Genomic DNA, 19,698 nt, shown 5'->3' on the forward strand with positions numbered 1-19,698 from the left:
TGTGTATTTTTTCATCAAGCAAAAATTTAGATGTGGCCATAGAAAAAGCTCCCTTCAAAAGTAGACAGTTTTGTTATTTCAACTGTCTACTTTTGTGGGAGCATATCATCATGCGGAAGGCAGGATCTTTTTGGTATGCTGAACAAAAGAAAAGAGGTGGGATTTTTGCGCGTTAAAAAACGTTGGTATCTTTCAATCGGAATCCTTGCTCTCAGTAGCTGGTTTCTTTATCGTGAAAACAATCAGATCGAAACGACGGCCGTGACCGTCCAGTCCGATCGATTACCTGCTGAGTTTAATCACTATAAAATTTTACAAATTGCCGACCTGCATGGAAAATCCTTTGGCCGCAAACAAAAGTATCTTCTCAAAAAAGTCGATACACTTCAACCGGACGTCATTTTGATGACCGGCGACTTGATTGACTCTCGCCGTAATGGTGAAGCAGAGGCCCTTTTATTGATGAAAAAATTAACGGCCGACTATCCTGTCTATTTCGTAACCGGTAATCATGAAGTCCGGCGTAACTTGACGATTTTGCCGAAACTCGAGCAGCTTGGTGTCACAGTTCTTCGAAATACGTCTGTCCCACTTGAAAAAGGCAGTCAGTTCATCGAGTTACTTGGGATTGATGATCCGACGACGACTCGATGGAGTGACGGGTTACAAGAACCGGACGGCATCCGCCAAAGTCTCGATCAGGCCCAATCAACGGTCGATACAGATGCCTTTCAACTCCTGATGGCCCATCGCCCGGAATACTTGCCGCTGTATGTGGAACGAAACATGGATCTCGTGTTATCGGGTCATGCCCATGGCGGACAAATCCGTCTGCCGTTCACAGATGGGATGTACGCGCCAGGTCAAGGCTTTTTCCCTGAGCTGACGGCCGGTGAACATACGATGGAGCAGACCAAACTGATCATCAGCCGGGGTCTCGGTAACAGCCTGTTCCCGTTTCGGATTTTCAATCGCCCCGAATTAATTGTCGTGACGCTACGCACATAATCGATAAAACAAAAGTGCCAACCCTTTAACAGAGTTGGCACTTTTATTTTAAGCGAGCGCTTCATGCAATTCAGGTTCCGCATTGGCCCACATCTCGGGTTTATGTGTTTGTAAGAATTCACGTAACAATCGTTTAGACGTATCGTCCATATGACTGACGACAATCCGTCCTTTTAACGATTTGTCCATCTTGTTGACGTGATCGGCTAAAATCTTAAAGCCGCGTCGTGCTTCAACGTCGACTAGCAAGTCACACGCCGCGACGCCACCGTAATAAAATCCTTCTGGCTTTCGTCCCACCGTCACCCAGACAATCCAGTACGGTTTCCCGTTTGGTGTGTCTGCTTGATCCGTCGTGAACTTGATCCGCTTTTCGATGGCGGCTTTCGCATGCATCGCCCCCATATCGATATAGGCTTCGCCATCTTCCGGTGAGATGATGACCGGCGACATGCTGTTCAGACTGAGTGTCCCGACACCAAATCCACCATGACCATCTGTTGAGTTATCTGAAATGATATTAAAATTAATTTTCTTTTCCATCGTTTACTCGTCCCCTTTTACCACTGTTGCCTCTATCATACCGCATCCAACAGTCGACGCAAGTCTTCCTTAGCGTCTTAATGGCTCGAGCTGTTCCCGTGTGACCCGACGGATCGTCGGCAAGCGAAGGCACTCAAGGGACGTCAGCTCCTCATGAGCCGGTGGATTGAACTCTTCTAACTGTCGTAACGCTTGGTCATACAACGTTTGGGCAGCACGACCAAATAAGACAATCCGCTCAAGCGATGAGCATCTCGAGCGAATCGCCCGTAATTGATTGGCAAGCTCGCGGATCCGTTCTGAAATTTCTTCTTCGATGTCAGGTGTTGGTTTCCGATTTTGAAAAATCGGCTTGAAACGGTCTTCATCCCGCAATAACGTCAACATCCCGTACCGTTTTGCTTCTTCATTTCCGACAAGCAATGCCAGTTCTTTGTCCGTGACGAGACGTCCAAACGGAATATTTTGATCAAACAGTACTTCCGCCACTTCAAGACCTTTTGCACCCGACAACGGATATGTTTGATCTTCTGGTAAAGCGCGGTCAAAAATCAATAGGGTATGGATTTTCTTACGGATTACCGGTTCCATCTCCATGCGTTCACCTCATTTTTATGTTTTCTTAATTAAGTAGTTCTCGCTTGATGCAGTCTATTCCTGTACTATACCCGTCTTTAGACATTTAAATGTCACTGTTTGACGGAACCCAGGTGACGTACGGTATACTGATGGCGTGTTGAACTTATGCTAGAAGGAGGGAAATCAGATGCCTTACGTTACAGTCAAGATGTTAGCAGGACGCACCGTCGAACAAAAACGGGCGTTGATCGAAAAAGTCACAGCGGCCGTTTCCGAGTCCGTGGATGCTCCAAAAGAAAATGTCACCGTCTTCATCGAAGAGATGGAAAAAACCGATTACGGTCAAGCCGGCGTGATGTTTGCCGATAAATAAGTACAATTCGGGAGGAACGATCTTCACTTGTCGTTCCTCTTCTCTATACAGTCCACTCACGAAAGGATGAATCTAAATGGCAACAGTAAGTTTACTCGGTGCGACGGGACGAACAGGTCGACCATTGCTCGATTTATTGTTACAAGAAGGACATGAGGTTCAGGCACTTGTCCGGTCTGAGCACCATGCCTTACCTGAACATCCTCATCTGACAATCATTCACGGTGATGCGACGAATGCCGATGATCTAGAACGCGTTGTTCACGGAACGTCAGTGGTCTTCAGCTGTCTAGGCACGGACCAAAAACAAATCTTATCGGTCGCGGTTCCACATCTCATCATTAAAATGAAAGAACAGCACATCGATCGGATTGTTTTCGTTTCGACGGCCGGAATTCTTGATGCTTCGGAAGAACCCGGGAAATATCGTTTTCAATCAAACGAATCCCGTCGTCGTTCAACCATCGCGGCAGAAGATCACCTAAAAGCGTACCTGACCTTAAAGGATGCGGATGTTGATTACACCGTCATTTGTCCGACTCAATTGGTCGACGAAGCTGCGATTGACGATGTCTTGATCGAATCCAACCGTTTTACCCATGACACAGGTCCAATCCCGCGCATCAACGTCGCCCGCTTCGCCTATGCGGCGTATGATGAAAAGCTATTTTCCCGTGAACGGGTCGGGATTGCTTCGCGCGGTTAAATGCCACCATCTCGAATACGAAAAAGAAGGACCCGATTTAAAAAATCGAGTCCTTCTTTTTCTAGGAGTGACTGATCGGTCACTGCTGTTTTTGATTAGATTAAGACGCTGACGACGATCGCCGTCAAGACACTAACAAGTGTTGCGCCGTAAAGTAACTTCAGACCAAAACTCGCTGCGACACTGCCTTGACGATCGTCCAGCCCTTTGACAGCACCCGCGATGATCCCGATAGACGAGAAGTTGGCGAATGAAATCAAGAAGACGGATACGATTCCAAGTGTACGAGCTGAGAATTCTTTTGCGTACTCAGGCAAGCTGAGCATCGCGACGAATTCGTTTGTGATCAATTTTGTTGCCATGACACTACCGGCACTGACCGCTTCCGCCCATGGAATCCCCATGATGAAGGCGACTGGTGCAAAGATGTAACCAAGAATATCCTGGAACGAGATGCCGAGTACCATCAAGAAGATATCGTTGACCATGCCGATCAAGGCGTTGTATCCGATCAACATCGCCCCGACGATGATCGCAACTTTGAATCCATCCATGATGTATTCGCCAAGCATTTCGAAGAACGTTTGTTTTTCTTCAACGATTTCCAAAATGTCCTCTTTTGGATCGACCGTGTATGGGTTGATGATCGAGACGATCATGAATCCACCAAACAAGTTCAAGACGATTGCTGTGACGACATATTTCGGTTCGACCATCGTCATGTAGGCCCCGACGATTGACATCGAAACCGTCGACATCGCCGACGCACATAATGTGTAGAGACGATTTGGCGGTAATTTCCCGATTTGTTTTTTGACGGTGATGAATACTTCCGACTGACCGATCGCAGCTGAAGCGACGGCATTGTAAGACTCAAGTTGTCCCATACCATTGATCTTCGATAATCCAAATCCGATTCCACGCATCAAAAGCGGAAGGATTTTCGTGAACTGTAAAATTCCGATCAAAGCTGAGATGAAGACGATTGGTAACAGGACGTTAATGAAGAATGGCTGTGCCCCTTCATTTGCCAATCCACCAAATACAAAGTTGATTCCGATTGCTGCATATCCCAATAGTTTATCAAAGACTTTTGCAACTCCACGGATGACGATATAACCAAACGATGTGTTGAGTAAAATGAATCCGAGGACTAACTGAAGCACTAGCATGACCGCAAGCGGTTTCAATTTGATGCCTTTACGGTTGCTACTGACAAGGAATGCCAAACCAAACACGATGACAAGTCCCAGTATTGCGATTAAATATTTCACGAACTATCCCTCAATCCATAGTTTATTTTATTAGTTGTACATAAGTACGAGGTCTGACGTTCAATCTCTTCCCCAAGTACTAGAATAATCAACATTCGGAAGAACTGCAAGGGGTAAAGTTCATTTAGTAACCGCTTTCGTTATTTTCATAAACTTTCAATACAATGTTTTCCATCCGTTCCCGAACATTGGCCTGACTGATGTTCGCCTTCCCATATGCTTTCCAACCGGGATAAACATCGAGGTGTTCCGGTCCAATGTCAAAAACAGCTGTCAAATCCCATTTTCGATCATACGAAAATCCACTTAACTTGATATATTCAGCTAAAAATTGATCGGCAATTTCAATCGATTCAAGTAAAGCTAAATTTAATCGACAATGCGCGACGTCCGCTTCAATCGGTCCGACACAGGCATTGATCCAGTCCACTACGTTATACTGTTCGACCGAATCGTATAACACATTAACCGGATGAAAGTCGCGGTGGATGAACCGGATTTGCTGACTCTCTGCCGGTTGTTCCGATACGGCTCGTTGCCATACGTCTTTTCGAACTGCCCAAGAAGGGACCGTTCGCTCGGTCGTATACGGTGCATACCGGTAGTGTGTCTTCGGAATCGGTAATTGATGAACCGCAATCAACGTCTTGGCTAGTCCTCTGAGATACTCTGCATCTAACGGTTCAAGTCGTACTGTACCCGGCAGATAGGTCATTTGAATCCATGGTGGGAGACCATCCTCCCACGTCAGTTGATAATTCTCGACATCCGGGCCAAGCGCTCCTGTTGCCTGTAACGCAAAAACCTCGTGCGCGACGAGGTCTGGTTCCTGCTTGAGCCATCTAGTATTCGTATGAATCCGAAAGACACTTCCCCCTGCCCGAAACACCGACGAGGACGTTGATCCCTTTAAGGGTGCTACCGTTTCCGTTTCTAACCCGACCCGTTTTAAGATCCGTTCGATGACGTCCTTCACGACGGATCTTCTCCGAGCAACAGCTGATCGATTTGCATCTTTTCATTCGCGAATTCGCGCAAATCATGCAATATTTCTTGCGGGTAAAATAACTTTTCATCCGTTTGACGTGAATTGGCAATCGCTTGAACGAGTGGCGAGACTTGTGAAATTTCTTTCATTTGTCCATTTTTCATCTGGAGCATGATCGGTTGTTTGCTGATTTCACCATTCTCCCCATACAAGTCATACGGCAGGCGGCTGAGCTTGTCTTCGAGCAGGTAATAGGTGGGATCGAGTCCAATCTTTTCAAATAATGAACACAGTTTTTCATGAACACGCGTCCGTTTTTCTGCCGGATAATCGACATATTTAAACAGTTTCCGGTCGACGAAGCGACGGGCCAGGTCACTCAGTACCACGTCCTTCTCTTCCGCCCACTGCTGGAAATAGAAGTAAACAATCGTCTCATCGAGCGCCAAATAGTTTTTTAAGGACATCTGTTGTGTAAAGAGTGGACTTAAATGAATCGGATCAATCATGAAAGGATACTCACTCATATACAGTTCTTTCGCCCGCTCAAGGATCGCTTTCAGTAAATAATCACTCGATCGCGTGACGGGATGGAGATAGACTTGCCAGTACATCTGATACCGCCGCATGATGTAGTCTTCAATCGAATGCATCCCCGACTGTTTGACGACCATCTGATTCGGTGCCGGTCTTAGAACACGAAGCATCCGCTCGAGATCAAACTTTCCGTAACTGACGCCGGCGAAGTGCGCGTCCCGCAACAGATAATCCATCCGGTCAACATCGAGTTGGGAACTGATCATCGTCACGAGTAATTGATTGGGATGGGTTTTGTTGATGATCGAAGCGACTTCTTCCGCAAATCCTTCCCCGACTTGATCAAGGACCTGTTTGATTTCCGTATCCCCAAGGATAATCCGTTCCGTCCATTCTTCATGGTCAACACCAAAGACATTTTCAAATGCATGCGAAAACGGACCATGTCCGACATCGTGAAGAAGTGCCGCGACGAGCGTCAGTTCACGATACTGATCATCCCAGTCCGCCCGCCCGTTAAAGACATCAATCAGCTGACGGGTAATCTCATACACCCCTAACGAATGATGGAAACGTGTATGCTCGGCTCCATGGAACGTTAAAAATGATGTTCCCAGTTGTTTGATCCGGCGCAACCGTTGAAATTCCTTTGTTCCGATCAACTGCCAGATCAATTGATCGCTGACATAGATATAGCGATGAACGGGATCCTTGAATACTTTTGTTTCTTTTAGTTGTCCCAGTGACTGATACATGTTTTCTCTCCTTTGGTCATTCGTTCTCTCTCGTTTATATTTCGGTTTTAAATGGTCTGTTCCTGTCCCTTCACTTGCTTCTTACAGAAAGTTTACATCGCCTTATGCTATAATGATGTCGCAAATCTAGAAAAAAAGGAACGAGTCTATGGGAATCGAACTCTTAAAACAAGAACATTATCGTATTTTTGATCAAACGTCACTCGGAAGCGCCTTTCATGCGACACAATCGTTTGCGATGGACGATACATTATGCGCCTCCGTCGCAACAGAAGGTGCGGCGATCCGCTCTTGGGTTCACCATGAAACGGTTGTCCTCGGGATTCAAGACGCGCGTCTCCCTCACCTCAATGACGGAATCGACGTCTTATACGCCCATGGCTTCCAACCGGTCATCCGTAACTCCGGTGGTCTTGCCGTCGTGCTTGATGCCGGTGTCCTGAACATCTCACTTGTTCTTCCGGAACGTGGTGGAATTGACATCGACAGTGGCTACGAAGCGATGCTTGCACTTGTCCGCCATATGTTTATAGAAGAGACGGATGCAATCGTTGCCGGAGAAGTGGTGGGTTCCTATTGTCCCGGATCGTATGACTTATCGATTGCCGGGAAAAAATTTGCCGGGATTTCACAACGACGTGTCCGCGGAGGTGTCGCCGTGCAAATTTATCTCTGTGTCAATGGAAGTGGCAGCGAACGCGCACGACTCGTCCGTGATTTTTATGCCGCCGCCTTACAAGGAGAAGCAACAAAATTCGTGTATCCGACCGTTGTGCCGGAGACGATGGCGTCCCTTGAAGAATTACTGCAGCGCCCGTTAACAGTCGAAGCCTGCTTGTTACGTGTCTATCGGTCCTTAATGGCACTTGATGCGACATTAACACCGTCCGTCTTAAGCGAAGTCGAGAATGAACGCTTCGGTGTAAACCTGGGTCGGATGTTAGATCGAAATGAAAAAGTCCTAGGTTGATAAAGGAGAGAACGAACATGGTACGTTTTATTACAGATAGCGGTGCGGACGCACCAAAGGAATTACTCGACGCCGCTGGCTTCACTGTCATGCCGTTTGGCGTGTTGATCGGAGAAGATACGTATTTTGACGGCGAATCGATTTCGCCGCTCGAACTCTACGCTAAAATGCGGGAAGGTGCGGCCCCGAAGACGTTTCAGGTCGAAGTATCGCGGATGGTCGAGGTGTTTACGGCGCACTTCAAACACGGGGAACCGTTTATCTACCTTGCTTTTTCAAGTGAGTTGTCCGGTACGTATCAAACGGCGACGATGCTTGCGGAAGAGCTTGCCGAAACGTATCCGGATGTTCCGTATGCAATCATCGATACGAAAACGGCTTCGACCGGTCAAGGTCTGTTCGTGTTAGACGTCGCTGTATTTGCAGAGACCCACACGTTCGAAGAAACAAAAACGTATGCCGAACAAAAGATCAATACCGTCCGTCATCTCTTTACCGTCGAATCGCTTGAATACTTGATGCGTGGCGGACGTGTCTCGCGAGCGAGTGCCTTCATCGGTGGTTTGTTATCAATCCTTCCGCTGTTGACAGTCGAGGACGGTAAGCTGATTCCAAAAGAAAAAATCCGTGGTCAGAAAAAAGTCATGAATCGTATCGTCGAGTGGATGGAAGAAGCACGCCCGTCAATCGACGGACACCGGATCATCATCGGTCACGGCGACTCGATCGAACGGGCAGAACAGTTGAAACATTTAATCGAAGAACACTTTTCCCCAAGTGAAGTCCTGATCACGATTGCCGGAGCAGCCATCGGTTCACATACCGGACCGGGATTACTCGTCATCGGGTATGACTTATAAAAAACGAACGTTCCCTTGTCACATGACGAAGGGAACGTTCGTTTTTTATCGTCAAAGGACATTTGGTCCCAGGCGTTTTTAATTCAGCTCTTATTTTGTTAAAGGCGTTTCATTTGTCTTGATACAAATCATGAAATAAGCGACGCGGCAAAAATCTGCCAAGCCAATAAAGACTTTGCGGCTAAGCTCAGCACAAGATATGTTTTCTCACCGAACGCATAATCGGTCCATCGACCGATCTCACGATATTGAAGCCACTGGTTCAGACCAAAACAAAAGAACAAGACGCCTTGAACACCAAGGATGACAAAGATATACTGTGGCGCATCCGAGTAAAGCGGGATGTTGATGCCCATCGCAATCCATGGTGTGATCCCGACAAGCGAACCAAACCAGAACGGCAGCATGGTTGTGGTCTTTCTTCCAGGAGGATTCATTCGTTCTTGCAAATATCCAAAAAGAATCATAGCTACATTCGCACCGGCGATGATGATCAACGCATTAATTGTGACAATCCCCCAATACAAAGCAATGATAACAACCATCACAGTGGCACTAAACGAATATTCGACCCAACGGAATCGATTCATTCCATGCATGAGGTCACGTTCATACATGTTTCGCCCAAAAGTCGCTGTTATTAAATGATCAAGTCCGGCTAGAGTTAGAAAGAGAGCTACTACCCAACCAATTCGTACATCAAAAAGCGACTCAGATACCAGTGCTCCCGCTCCGGGCGGTCCGTCGATGTAAGAACTGATGACAGGTATTGCGAAGTCTGTCGTTAGAAAAAGGATCGACGCAGCTTGTCCCAGATGGAGGATTGCAAGCCCAATATTCCAAAGACGAAGGTTTTTCAAACGTTGAGGTGTCACTCCCGACGCAATCGAACGTGTAGTTTCAGCCATAGTGTTCCTCCTTAAGATCCTCTTCTTACCCTTAACGCATTTGATGTACTTTTGATTTACCCCTAGACAGGTGTCATAAACATGTCAATATGTGTGCAATCACTTGAATGAAATCCTATCAAAACCCGAAGGATTGGCGTCATTCTTAGACAGAAGATGCCAATCCTTCGGGTTTTTACGTGGTTGCGTCCATTTTCTAAGAGAACCGTTTCGGTGATACCATTCAAACGTCAGTGCATCCGTCCATCAAGCGTCTGCTTTTGTCGTACTTTAAAGATTGAGTTGAACCCGCCCTGTGATGTATAGCCTTTATACAGCCCAAAGCCCGCGCCAATCGCCACGAGAATGAGTGGCGAAATCGGGACGACGAGATGCACTGCGACAAGCAGGAGCAGTATCATCAAGACAACGTTCGGTTTCATTCAGACTTCGTTCCCGACGCGACCGGTTCCCCTTGATTCAAGTTGACCGTCAACGGTTTCGCCGTTCCTTTGCCCGAGAAATTCTCAATCAAGTCTTTGACATCGATTCCGGATGATGCTTTAAGCGTCTCCTGCAGAGAAGCCATCAAGTCGGTTGCGTAGCCGGTCACCCGGTTCGCTCCACCGCCTTCGCCGCTTCCCGTATCGACGACCGTGATCTTGTCGATATTGCCAAGTGGTGCTGCGACTTGTTTCGCATATTCCGGCATCATCCGGATGACCATGTCGAGAATCGCTGCTTGTCCAAACTGTTCGAAGGCTTGGGCGATTTTTTCTTTTGCTTCGGCTTCCGCGAGACCCTTCAGGCGGATGATATCCGCTTCTGTCTCCCCTTGTGCCCGCTCGGCTTCCGCTTTGGCGAGACCATCGAGACGAATCCGTTCGGCGTCGGCTTTCGCAGATGCCTCGATCCGGTATTTCGTCGCGTCCGCTTCCGCATACTGTTTTGCCCGGTCGGCTTGAGCCGCCTGTTCAATCGAGTAGCGATCGGCGTCCGCCCGTTTTTTGACTTCCGCATCGTATTGTTTCTCGCGACGCAGAATCTCACGTTCTTCGAGTTCGATTTGTTTTTCGCGTTCGATGATTTTGATCTGCATCTGTTGTTCCGTGACTTCCTGCTGAACCCGTGCATTTTCAAGATCATATGCTTGATCGGCTTTCGCCTTCGCGATGTCTTGCTCGCGGCGGTAATCGGCCATCTTCAGCTGATTTTCTTTTTCCGCTTCCGCAATTTCCGTCGCCCGTTCGAGTTCGGCTTTCTTTGCGTCTTTTGATGCTTCCGCCCGTTTGATCCGCGTCTCTTTTTCCGCATCGGCCGTCGCGATGTCGGCATCGCGGCGGACTTGAGCGATTCGCGGTTTTCCGAGTGACTCCAAGTAACCGTTCTTATCGCGGACATCTTTGATCGTAAACGATACGATGATCAGTCCCATCTTCGCTAAATCCTGAGACGCAACACGTTGCACTTCTTGTGAGAATTTATCCCGATTCTTGTAAATCTCTTCGACCGTCATCGAACCGAGAATCGACCGTAAGTGACCTTCGAGGACTTCACGGGCCTCGCCTTCCCGGTCTTCCTTTGATTTACCGAGAAATTGTTCGGCAGCTGTCGCGATTTCCGAAATCGAGCTGCCGATTTTAATGATCGCTGTTCCGTCCGCCATGACCGGAACCCCTTGTTCCGTGTAGACTTCCGGTGTCGTCACTTCTAACTTACTTGACAGTAAACTGATCGGGGAAGCCTGTTGAAAGACGGGTAAGATGAATGCCCCGCCACCACGAATGATTTTGACCCGGTTCCCCGACTCATCGGTGTTGACGGTCGGACTATTCCCGAGATAACTTCCGGACACGATCAATGCTTCCTCCGGTCCGACTGTCCGGTATTTGGTCACGAATAAGGCAATCAGCGCTAAGATCAGAGCGCCGGCAATGATGGCCACGATAATGATCGGATTCATAAAAACATCTCCTCTTTCCATTGAGTAGGATAGGTCATGACATGGGCCACGCCTTGTTTGATTTCAATGATGATGACTTTCGTTCCCTGTTCTAAAGCAGGACCTTCAAAAAGAACGGCTGATTTGGAAATCCGCCCCGAAACATCGTCGATGAGAATTTCACCGTAGCCTGCCTCCGGAATTGGGATGATGACGATGGCACTGCGTCCTTCGAGGGTCTGTTCCGAAAAACTGATCGATTGCTCTGCTTTGGCGAGCGGTACAAAAATGAATAAATGCAGTAAAGACGTCAAAATAAGACTGATACCGGCACTGATCAGCAAAATAACGAGCGAACCAAGTGACGTCAGATGTTCCAGTCCAAATCCAAAAGCGGATGTCAAAATGACAAAGGACAAGATTAACGTCGGATGAAAGATTTGATCGATGCTCGGAATCAAATCGGAAAAAACGACAGACAGTAAAACGCCACAGCCAGCGGCGGCAAGCGCATAGAGATAAAGAGTACTAACGTCCATGTTCTGTCACCTCGATAAACGGATTCGATCCGTACAGTTGGCAGTAAGCTTGAAGATAGGCGTGTCGATTTTCTTCATATAACAATTCGGCTAATTCTTTTTCACGTGGACTGCCTGCCTCCTGACATCTGCGGGCATACTTTTTTTGTGCCGCGTAATGCCGCGCCAACATACTTTCAAGTGTTCCTTGATTCTTTGGTTCAGATACCGGCCGTGTATCCGAAAGAGATCGTTTTTTCATCCGACTGCTCCTTTCCTGCGTGCTGAGCTCACTTTTATTTACGGTCTCTTTTTGGAAATAGTTTCAAAATCCATTGAATCCTTTTTTACTTTTTTCTGGAATCTGAATGTATCCGCAACAAAAAAGCCGATTCAAAAAGGAATCGGCTTCATTGTCATTATCTTCTTATCCTTTTTTTCGAACAATCAGCAACGTGTACACGAGCAAGGCCAGGCAATCGAGTGTCATGATGATCAACCCCATCGGTAACGCCGAGTCTTCGCCCATCACTCCGACGAGTGGTGAGACAAGTGACCCGACGAGCATCGGCAATAGACCGAGTAACGCCGAAGCACTTCCTGCCGTCGAACCGTAATTCTGCATCGCCAAGGTAAAACCAAGTGTCGAAATCATCCCGACACTCGAGACAACGAAGAACAACGGAATCATGACGAGAACAAGTGAACTCGATAAGGTCAACGCAAGAAATAGACAAATGCCGGCTAACGCCACGACGATCAAGGCAATGCGCATCATCTTTTCACTGTCGACACGACCGGCAAGTCGTCCCGCAGTTTGTGCCGCGATGATGATCCCAATCCCATTCAGACCAAACAAAAAACTGAATTGTTGCGGAGTCGCCCCATAAATATTTTGTAAGACGAACGGCGAGCCGGAAATATACGCGAACATCGCACCCATCGCAAAGGCTTGAGCGAAGGCATATCCGAGGAACGTCCGGTCCGATAACAACCGCCCGAATGTTTGGAACGTTGTTTTTAAATTCCCCTCGACGCGGTGATGAACCGGGAGTGTTTCCGGTAAACGGAAGGCCACCGCGATCAGCATCAGCGTACTTAAGATCGCAAGGAGATAAAACACAACCCGCCAGTCGCCAAACCGCAAAATCTGTCCCCCGATGATCGGGGCGAGAATGGGTGCCGTTCCGTTGACCAGTGATAAGGCCGCAAAAAACTTCGTCAATTCCGGACCTTCAAACAAATCACGGACAATCGCTCGTGAGATGACGATACCGGACGCTCCAGCCGCCCCTTGAACGAACCGCAGGGCAATCAACACCTCAATCGTCGGCGCAAACGCACAGGCGAGTGATGCGAGCAGGTAAGCGAATAATGCGAGCAATAATGGACGTTTTCGCCCGCGGACATCACTGAGCGGTCCAACGATGATTTGTCCGAGGGCCATTCCGAGCATACAGGCCGTCAAACTCAGTTGGATCGACGATGCACTCGCACCAAAGGAACGTGACATATCGGGAAATGCCGGTAAATACATATCGATCGAGAGTGGTCCAAGCGCTGCCAGTGATCCTAAAATCAGGATGAACGTCAGTCGTTTCGTTTGAATCGGCGAGGTATTCGTCATGATGTTCCTCCTTTTTAAGACGTTACGTAATCCAAGTCATGTAAGACATAGGCCAGGAAAAAGACGACCGATGGATTTTCGTAGACCGTCTGGACTTTCTTTAATTGTGCCCGGTACCCCGTCTCATATTCGACTCCGTTCAGTTTTCGTTCCATGTTCATCTTGATCAACGCATCAAGCTTATCGACGACATCGACCATTTGTCCTTCGTACGTCTCATCCTTCGCTTCGACGACAAAACGATGGAATTCTTGTCGCATGGACAGAGGCAACAAATCAATCAAGGCTTCCCCTTCTGTCCGCTCATAGGCTTCAAAAGCCGCCGCTGTGACCGGTGTCGCATGTTTGACGGGACCAAGGACGTCTCCCGTCGTCCCTTCGACCAAGTCATGACAAAGGAGCCGTGAGACAACTTCCGCCGTATCGATCGGCACGCCATATTTTTTGGCTTCGATCAGACCATTAAATAAACCAAGTGACGCCGCACGAAACGCATGTGTCGCATCGTTGTCATCAATCGTGTTGAAGCGCCCTTTCCAACGGCGAATCGTGTCCATCATTAAGATATTATCAATGAAGCGGGACATCGTGTCTCCTGCAAAGACGGACTCGGTCAATGTCCGAATCGCGGACAACGGATGATCCAATAAAACGATTTTCAGTTCCGTCGTTTTGGCCGTAAAAAAGGCGGATCCCGTCATTTCTGCTTCTCGTTTTGCAAACAACATCGCATCAAACGTATCGATTGCTTCGACCATCCGTCCTTCTCGGGATTCATCTTCAGCAAACACTAAATAGCTCGTAAAATCGGGTTGTAACGATTTGGATAGCAAGGCGACGAGTTTCTCACTCGCTTGTTGTTCCATCGCTTGGATATGGGCGTGAAGCGTCGGTTCTTTTTTTGTTCGGTGTTTAATCGGTCCCGTGATGACTTCGTTCATGTCATGAAACAACGCTTTCCCGAGCAGCGACAGACGATCGTATTTGACGCCTGTTGCTTCTTGTTCGAGATAACTCGCCATTAAACTAAATAAGGCGACCCGAAAACTATGGCTCGCCGCATTATCCGGAAAACGGGGTGCGTACTCATCCCAACGTGGTACATTCTGCATCCGTGTCAGCATTCGAATAAAATTACCGTTTTGCATCGTCCTCACTCCTCATAAAAAACGGACAGAGGAATGATGACCCTGTCCGTTTTCCTAATTGTTATTTTTCTGTTTTTGTACCGCTTCTAAACCAACCTAACACCAAAATCAAGACGAGCACAACCCAGAAGATGGATTGCCATAATGTGCTTTCCGGAAATTCGTGTGGCAAGACGTGAATGGATGGGTGCGCGAGTGTCATGACGACGAGCTTGACACCGACCCAAGCAACGAGCCAAAAGGCAGCTTCTTCGATTCCCGGTCGTTTCTGTAGCAAGACGACAAACCAACTCGCAAAGTAACGCATGATGACAAGGCCGATGATGCCGCTAAAGAAGACGACCCAGAATTGTCCCGTGTTCAGACCACCGATCGTACCACCGATCATCGGTAACGTCGTTGCCATCGCAACTGCCGCAAGCGTCGAGTCAACAGCAAATGCCAAGTCGGAAAACTCGACTTTGACGACGGTCCACCAAAAATTCGGTGAGGCTTTTCCAGACGACAGCGCGTCCGGAACTTGATGTTTGTTGGAACGTGCCTCGACGATTCCTTTGAACGCGACGTAGAAGAGGTACACCGCACCAAGTGCCTGCAATTCCCAAATCGTTGCTAAATACGAGGCAAAGAAAATCGCGATGAAACGTAAGACGAGAGCCCCGATCAATCCATAAAATAAAGCTTTTTTTCGTTGCTCATCCGGTAGCGGACGAACGAGAACCGCCATGACCATGGCGTTATCTGCCGACAGTAATCCTTGTAAGATGATTAAGACAAGTCCAACCGTCGCATACTGCGTAATTAATCCAATATCCATAAAAACGAATCTCCTTTTTGTTCAGTAAGTTTATTATAAGTCGACTTACCTAAAAGAAAAAGACTGAAGACTTGGAGCTGATTCATCTTTTACCCGGTCTTTCGGATTATTAGACAAAAAAAGACTCTCCGTGAAGGAGAGCCCAAAGATCTTACAGATGTTTTTCGACTTTCTTTTGTGCATCTGGATTTGATTTTGTTTTCGGAGAAGAGAACCAACCCCACAGTGCGAGACTGACCATGACTGTCCAGAAGAAAATCTGCCATGGTGTACTGTGGGCAAATCCTTCCGGAAGCTTCATCACTTCAAAAATCGTTCCTTCAATCGATGCATGGTAGTTCGGGTGTTCAAGTGCAAGAACAGCGAGTTTGACACCGACCCACGCAACGATTGCGAAAGCGGCTGTTTCAAGACCCGGACGTTCCGCGAGTAACCGTACGAAGACACGTGCTGCAAAACGCATCAAGACGACACCCGTCAATCCACCGGTTAAGATGACGACGAAGTGACCTGTGTTCAAGCCACCGACTTCACCAGTTCCCCAGTTTGGAAGCGCAACAGCCAAGGCGACAGCTGCCAAAATCGAATCGACCGCAAACGCGAGGTCAGCGAATTCAATTTTTGCGACTGTTTTCCAAAACTCTGCTTTTGAAACCGGTTCTTCTGATTTTGGTTCTGCGTCGCGCTCATTTTCAGCTCCATGATTCTCACCAATTCGCCGGGCCTTGACGGTTTTATAGATATGCCGTAGTCCCATGATCAGCAAGTAGGCTGCCCCAAGTGCTTGGATCTGCCAAATGTCGACGAGGAATGAGATCGCGAATAATGCCGCAAATCGAAGAACAAATGCTCCTGCCAATCCATAAAATAAAGCTTTTTTCTGTTGCTCGCCAGGTAAATGTTTTACCATCACCGCTAAAACAAGCGCGTTATCTGCCGAAAGGAGTCCTTCTAATGCGATTAAAACGAGGACGACCCAGGCATATTGAAGTACTAACTGCCAATCCATCTACTTCATTCCTTCCTATTACAATATAAGTTACATCAAGAATTCACAAGACACATCTTTACACGTTCACATGAACACATACTATACGATAATATACCCGATTGCAAGCAAGTTATGCCTCTAAATCAGCAAACTGTTTCTTCCGAGCCTTGCGGGTTTCGTTTTTAGAGGCGTTCGTGATAAAATTCATATCAACGATACGTCGCGAAAACACATTCCCGGAATCACCAGACTTGCTCGTCTCTAGCATTCCTGTCATGTTAATACTACTTGCACTACTACAAAAGGACAAAGGGGCCGATTTGAATGTCTACCTACCCGATTACATTGCCAACCAAAGAAGAGCGTCACAAGTTGTTTGGTTCAGTTCCTCCTATTAAAGGAACAAAGCCGACTGAAAAAGAGAAAATGATTGATCTTCAGAATACACCAAAAAATTTCCTGTTTGCACTGGATGCAGTCGGAATCTCGAACGTCAAACATCCGGTCGTCATTCAAGATGGTGAGACGACACAAGCAACGATTGCAACATTTGAACTCTCGACGTCGCTTGTGCAAGACCGTAAAGGAATCAACATGAGTCGTTTGACGGAGCAACTTGACCAGTACCATCACGAAGGTTGGGTCGTCACAAATGAATCACTCATTCAATTCGCCCGCGATCTCGCTGAGCGGATGGAACAAGCAGAAGGTCAACTCACAATCCGGTACCCATGGTTCTTTTCGCGGAAAGCACCAGCCACGGGGCTCAGCGGTTTGATGAATGCCGAAGTCTGGCAAACCGTCAGCGTCAATACGGAAACGGACGAAGCGACTTTATCGGTTGGTCTGACGATCAACGTCACGACACTCTGCCCATGCTCAAAAGAAATCAGTGAGTACAGCGCCCACAACCAACGGGGTTACGTCACGATGGAAGCATCGTTACGGGACGAAGCTGAAGAGTTTAACTGGAAACAGGAACTCCTCGACGCAGCAGAATCGAATGCATCTGCTCCACTTCACCCTGTCCTCAAACGTCCGGATGAAAAACGTGTCACTGAAATGGCGTATGAAAACCCACGTTTCGTCGAAGATATGGTGCGCTTGATCGCTGCCGACCTTTACGAAATGGATCCAATCGCGTCGTTCTTCGTCGAATGCCGCAACGAAGAAACGATTCACCAACATGATGCGATTGCCCGAATCACGTTTGATAAAGACGCACAATAAGAATCAAGATCACAATGCTGACTCAAACGTCAGCTTTTACACTTAAAAAATCAGCATGATATCAAAACCGCACAGACCAATCACTTCTTCGAAGTGATTGGTCTGTGCGGTTTTTTTGATTCAATTCAACTCAAGTCATTTTCGCACCGTTAAATCAGTCGCCCGAACGGTTCCCCAAGGCGAGACATCCGCTTTGACCTCTAGTTTTTTAGCATCCTCATAGCCTTTACCCGTGCCTTGTTCCACGTAATATTGTGTCAATTGTGGAATCGTCACGTATTGATCATAATAATCCCCCGCAACAGAACCAAAAAAGCGTTCATTCGAAATCCGGTCAATCTTTGCATAACCATCCGCATCGGTCGTAAATGTGACATAGACCAATCCTTTTTTAATCGAGTCCTCGGGCTTCAAGTCAGGGTATTGCAACATGACATACTCACCGTAGACGGGATTAAACGGATCAAAGGGTTCCGCCCGAAAACGATAGCTGTCACCAAACCAGGAAATCGAATAAAAACTGAGGATCACCCCTAAGACAACGATGATTTGTAATACCGGAAACAGATACCGTTTCATGACGGAACTCCTCCCTCACGACGTTTTCGCACCCACCACAAGACACCGATGATTTGTAATACCGGAAACAGATACCGTTTCATGACGGAACTCCTCCCTCACGACGTTTTCGCACCCACCACAAGACACCGGCAACGAAGAAGACCAACAGTGCACCGACCAAGAAGAAGAGAGACATGTCGAGACGATCCCAAGCATAGATGAAGTAGATCGTCAGTTGGACAGCAATGAAGTAGACAAAGGCAATCGTCAAACGATGACCTCTGCGTTCCTGTTCGATCAAATAGACAAACGCAATGATTTCGACGAGGGCTGCAATCAAAATCGCTTGTTCGTCAAACCACAACAAACCGAACAGACCCAGTGGTAACAGCCAGAGCAACGGACGGAATTTTTGATAGATCAAATAGCCGATCGCGACACCAAAGACGGCAAGGGCGATCGCTTCGCCCCAAGGAATCGATGCGTTCGTCGTTTCGGCGCGGACCGTCAGATACACTAGCGAGTTGATGGCTGCAACAACTAAATACAGGTGATATAAAAACTGACGATGGACATCGTGTTTGACGACAAGTAACAGTGGGACAAGGATGAACAAGGTCCAGATCGGCCAGAGTACACCGTCATACGAGACGAGTACAAACAATTCCAGACCTGAAAAATAAAGAACTAGCCAACTGAAGACAAGTGAGGGTAACGATTGGCTAAAGTAAAACCAGGCGAGTGAGACGAGTACAAGGAAGACGATTGACGTCCAGTCGAGAAACGTCGCTTGTTCACTCCCAAATCCACCCCCTGCCGTTAAAATGTTCAAACTTGCAATAAAGGCGAAGACGGCATAGGCCGTATGACGCCACGTAAAAAAATGGGCGAGCGCCGCGACAAAAACTGCCCATCCGATGAAGGACCCCTGCATCGACATATGAAAACTCTGAACCGTTACAATGAGGGCTCCTGCGAATGCGACCAGTCCAAGAATGCGAAAGGTGACGGGATTCCAAATCGCTCGACGCTCTGACAAATCGGCAAACACATAACAGCTGACCATGATGACTAAGACCAACCCGATTTTAATGAGTGCAGGAATCACCTGCCAGTTCGCCGCCAAAAAACTGAGTAGCGCCAGACCGACGAACGTCAGTCCGATTATCAATAAAAGTGGGACACGTTGCTTTTTTTGGCGATGTGTTTCGTAGTCTTTAATCCGCTCAATCGTCTCTGCATCAATTAGACCAGCTTGTTGCCATTCCATTAATTTTGTCAGCCGTGCCATCGTGGACACCTCCCGATTTCAAGTTGCCAGGCCATAGAAGTATTTTCCCGTTTCTTGTTCTATTCAAGCAACATTTAGCAGAAATCCGGTCTA

Annotated in this window: 22 protein-coding genes; 6 read left to right on the forward strand and 16 right to left on the reverse strand. The window is 47.5% G+C overall.

The features are described 5' to 3' along the window. The first annotated feature begins 156 nt into the window (after window positions 1-156). Window positions 157-1,008, forward strand: a complete 852-nt coding sequence (locus tag KNQ13_RS03225; RefSeq protein WP_236624375.1) for a metallophosphoesterase — start codon at window positions 157-159, stop codon at window positions 1,006-1,008. A gap of 48 nt (window positions 1,009-1,056) precedes the next feature. Here the strand turns inward: KNQ13_RS03225 and KNQ13_RS03230 are convergent, their stop codons facing one another. Both KNQ13_RS03230 and KNQ13_RS03235 read right to left on the reverse strand, forming a co-directional pair. After that, window positions 1,057-1,551 carry a YwhD family protein gene (locus tag KNQ13_RS03230; protein WP_014969269.1) on the reverse strand — a complete coding sequence of 165 codons (495 nt, stop codon included), beginning with the start codon at window positions 1,549-1,551 and terminating at the stop codon, window positions 1,057-1,059. Between the two features lie 69 nt (window positions 1,552-1,620). Then, a complete protein-coding gene (locus KNQ13_RS03235) occupies window positions 1,621-2,148 on the reverse strand; it encodes a hypothetical protein (protein ID WP_026830604.1) in 528 nt (175 codons plus the stop codon). 169 nt (window positions 2,149-2,317) lie between these two features. Between KNQ13_RS03235 and KNQ13_RS03240 the strand changes: the two genes are divergently transcribed. Both KNQ13_RS03240 and KNQ13_RS03245 read left to right on the forward strand, forming a co-directional pair. Next, the gene (locus KNQ13_RS03240) at window positions 2,318-2,503 is read left to right on the forward strand and encodes a 2-hydroxymuconate tautomerase (protein ID WP_014969267.1); all 186 of its coding nucleotides are present in this window, start codon (window positions 2,318-2,320) and stop codon (window positions 2,501-2,503) included. A 76-nt stretch (window positions 2,504-2,579) separates the two neighbouring features. Continuing rightward, window positions 2,580-3,209, forward strand: coding sequence for an NAD(P)-dependent oxidoreductase (locus tag KNQ13_RS03245; RefSeq protein ID WP_026830603.1), 630 nt, complete (start codon window positions 2,580-2,582; stop codon window positions 3,207-3,209). A gap of 95 nt (window positions 3,210-3,304) precedes the next feature. Here the strand turns inward: KNQ13_RS03245 and KNQ13_RS03250 are convergent, their stop codons facing one another. The 3 genes from KNQ13_RS03250 to KNQ13_RS03260 all read right to left on the reverse strand — a co-directional run bounded on the left by KNQ13_RS03250 (window position 3,305) and on the right by KNQ13_RS03260 (window position 6,763). Further along, entirely contained in the window at window positions 3,305-4,483 is a 1,179-nt protein-coding gene (locus KNQ13_RS03250) for a NupC/NupG family nucleoside CNT transporter (protein ID WP_014969265.1), read from the reverse strand. 124 nt (window positions 4,484-4,607) lie between these two features. Beyond that, window positions 4,608-5,459, reverse strand: a complete 852-nt coding sequence (locus tag KNQ13_RS03255; protein WP_026830602.1) for a phosphotransferase family protein — start codon at window positions 5,457-5,459, stop codon at window positions 4,608-4,610. After that, entirely contained in the window at window positions 5,456-6,763 is a 1,308-nt protein-coding gene (locus tag KNQ13_RS03260; RefSeq protein WP_026830601.1) for an HD domain-containing protein, read from the reverse strand. The genes KNQ13_RS03255 and KNQ13_RS03260 overlap by 4 nt, the downstream gene beginning before the upstream one ends. Before the next feature lie 148 nt (window positions 6,764-6,911). Between KNQ13_RS03260 and lipL the strand changes: the two genes are divergently transcribed. Both lipL and KNQ13_RS03270 read left to right on the forward strand, forming a co-directional pair. Further along, window positions 6,912-7,733 (forward strand): octanoyl-[GcvH]:protein N-octanoyltransferase, encoded by an 822-nt coding sequence (lipL, locus tag KNQ13_RS03265; protein WP_026830600.1) that lies wholly within the window; start codon window positions 6,912-6,914, stop codon window positions 7,731-7,733. 17 nt (window positions 7,734-7,750) lie between these two features. Beyond that, window positions 7,751-8,593 carry a DegV family protein gene (locus KNQ13_RS03270; RefSeq protein WP_026830599.1) on the forward strand — a complete coding sequence of 281 codons (843 nt, stop codon included), beginning with the start codon at window positions 7,751-7,753 and terminating at the stop codon, window positions 8,591-8,593. A gap of 128 nt (window positions 8,594-8,721) precedes the next feature. Here the strand turns inward: KNQ13_RS03270 and heR are convergent, their stop codons facing one another. The 9 genes from heR to KNQ13_RS03315 all read right to left on the reverse strand — a co-directional run bounded on the left by heR (window position 8,722) and on the right by KNQ13_RS03315 (window position 16,541). Continuing rightward, window positions 8,722-9,501, reverse strand: coding sequence for a heliorhodopsin HeR (heR, locus tag KNQ13_RS03275; RefSeq protein ID WP_051590476.1), 780 nt, complete (start codon window positions 9,499-9,501; stop codon window positions 8,722-8,724). A 230-nt stretch (window positions 9,502-9,731) separates the two neighbouring features. Then, window positions 9,732-9,923 carry a hypothetical protein gene (locus KNQ13_RS03280; RefSeq protein ID WP_026830597.1) on the reverse strand — a complete coding sequence of 64 codons (192 nt, stop codon included), beginning with the start codon at window positions 9,921-9,923 and terminating at the stop codon, window positions 9,732-9,734. Continuing rightward, window positions 9,920-11,443 (reverse strand): flotillin lipid rafts scaffold protein FloT, encoded by a 1,524-nt coding sequence (locus KNQ13_RS03285; RefSeq protein WP_026830596.1) that lies wholly within the window; start codon window positions 11,441-11,443, stop codon window positions 9,920-9,922. Before KNQ13_RS03285 ends, KNQ13_RS03280 begins: the two co-directional genes overlap by 4 nt. Next, entirely contained in the window at window positions 11,440-11,961 is a 522-nt protein-coding gene (locus KNQ13_RS03290; RefSeq protein WP_014969259.1) for an NfeD family protein, read from the reverse strand. Before KNQ13_RS03290 ends, KNQ13_RS03285 begins: the two co-directional genes overlap by 4 nt. Beyond that, complete coding sequence (locus KNQ13_RS03295; RefSeq protein ID WP_026830595.1) at window positions 11,951-12,202, reverse strand: hypothetical protein; 252 nt, start codon at window positions 12,200-12,202, stop codon at window positions 11,951-11,953. The genes KNQ13_RS03290 and KNQ13_RS03295 overlap by 11 nt, the downstream gene beginning before the upstream one ends. 165 nt (window positions 12,203-12,367) lie before the next feature. Further along, on the reverse strand, window positions 12,368-13,567 hold the full coding sequence (locus tag KNQ13_RS03300; RefSeq protein ID WP_026830594.1) for a Bcr/CflA family multidrug efflux MFS transporter: 1,200 nt from the start codon (window positions 13,565-13,567) through the stop codon (window positions 12,368-12,370). A gap of 14 nt (window positions 13,568-13,581) precedes the next feature. Continuing rightward, window positions 13,582-14,715 carry a YfbR-like 5'-deoxynucleotidase gene (locus KNQ13_RS03305; RefSeq protein ID WP_026830593.1) on the reverse strand — a complete coding sequence of 378 codons (1,134 nt, stop codon included), beginning with the start codon at window positions 14,713-14,715 and terminating at the stop codon, window positions 13,582-13,584. A gap of 61 nt (window positions 14,716-14,776) precedes the next feature. Then, window positions 14,777-15,532, reverse strand: coding sequence for a TerC family protein (locus KNQ13_RS03310; RefSeq protein WP_014969255.1), 756 nt, complete (start codon window positions 15,530-15,532; stop codon window positions 14,777-14,779). A gap of 151 nt (window positions 15,533-15,683) precedes the next feature. Further along, window positions 15,684-16,541, reverse strand: coding sequence for a TerC family protein (locus KNQ13_RS03315; protein WP_026830592.1), 858 nt, complete (start codon window positions 16,539-16,541; stop codon window positions 15,684-15,686). Between the two features lie 306 nt (window positions 16,542-16,847). Between KNQ13_RS03315 and folE2 the strand changes: the two genes are divergently transcribed. Beyond that, window positions 16,848-17,753 carry a GTP cyclohydrolase FolE2 gene (gene folE2, locus KNQ13_RS03320; RefSeq protein ID WP_014969252.1) on the forward strand — a complete coding sequence of 302 codons (906 nt, stop codon included), beginning with the start codon at window positions 16,848-16,850 and terminating at the stop codon, window positions 17,751-17,753. A gap of 135 nt (window positions 17,754-17,888) precedes the next feature. Here folE2 and KNQ13_RS03325 read toward each other — a convergent pair whose 3' ends face one another. Together KNQ13_RS03325 and KNQ13_RS03330 are read right to left on the reverse strand one after the other, a co-directional pair. After that, entirely contained in the window at window positions 17,889-18,332 is a 444-nt protein-coding gene (locus KNQ13_RS03325; protein WP_014969251.1) for a GDYXXLXY domain-containing protein, read from the reverse strand. A 79-nt stretch (window positions 18,333-18,411) separates the two neighbouring features. Next, window positions 18,412-19,605 carry a DUF2157 domain-containing protein gene (locus KNQ13_RS03330; protein ID WP_026830591.1) on the reverse strand — a complete coding sequence of 398 codons (1,194 nt, stop codon included), beginning with the start codon at window positions 19,603-19,605 and terminating at the stop codon, window positions 18,412-18,414. Window positions 19,606-19,698: the final 93 nt, after the last annotated feature.

This window comes from Exiguobacterium sp. s128 (genome assembly GCF_018618815.1).
Taxonomy (GTDB): domain Bacteria; phylum Bacillota; class Bacilli; order Exiguobacteriales; family Exiguobacteriaceae; genus Exiguobacterium_A; species Exiguobacterium_A antarcticum.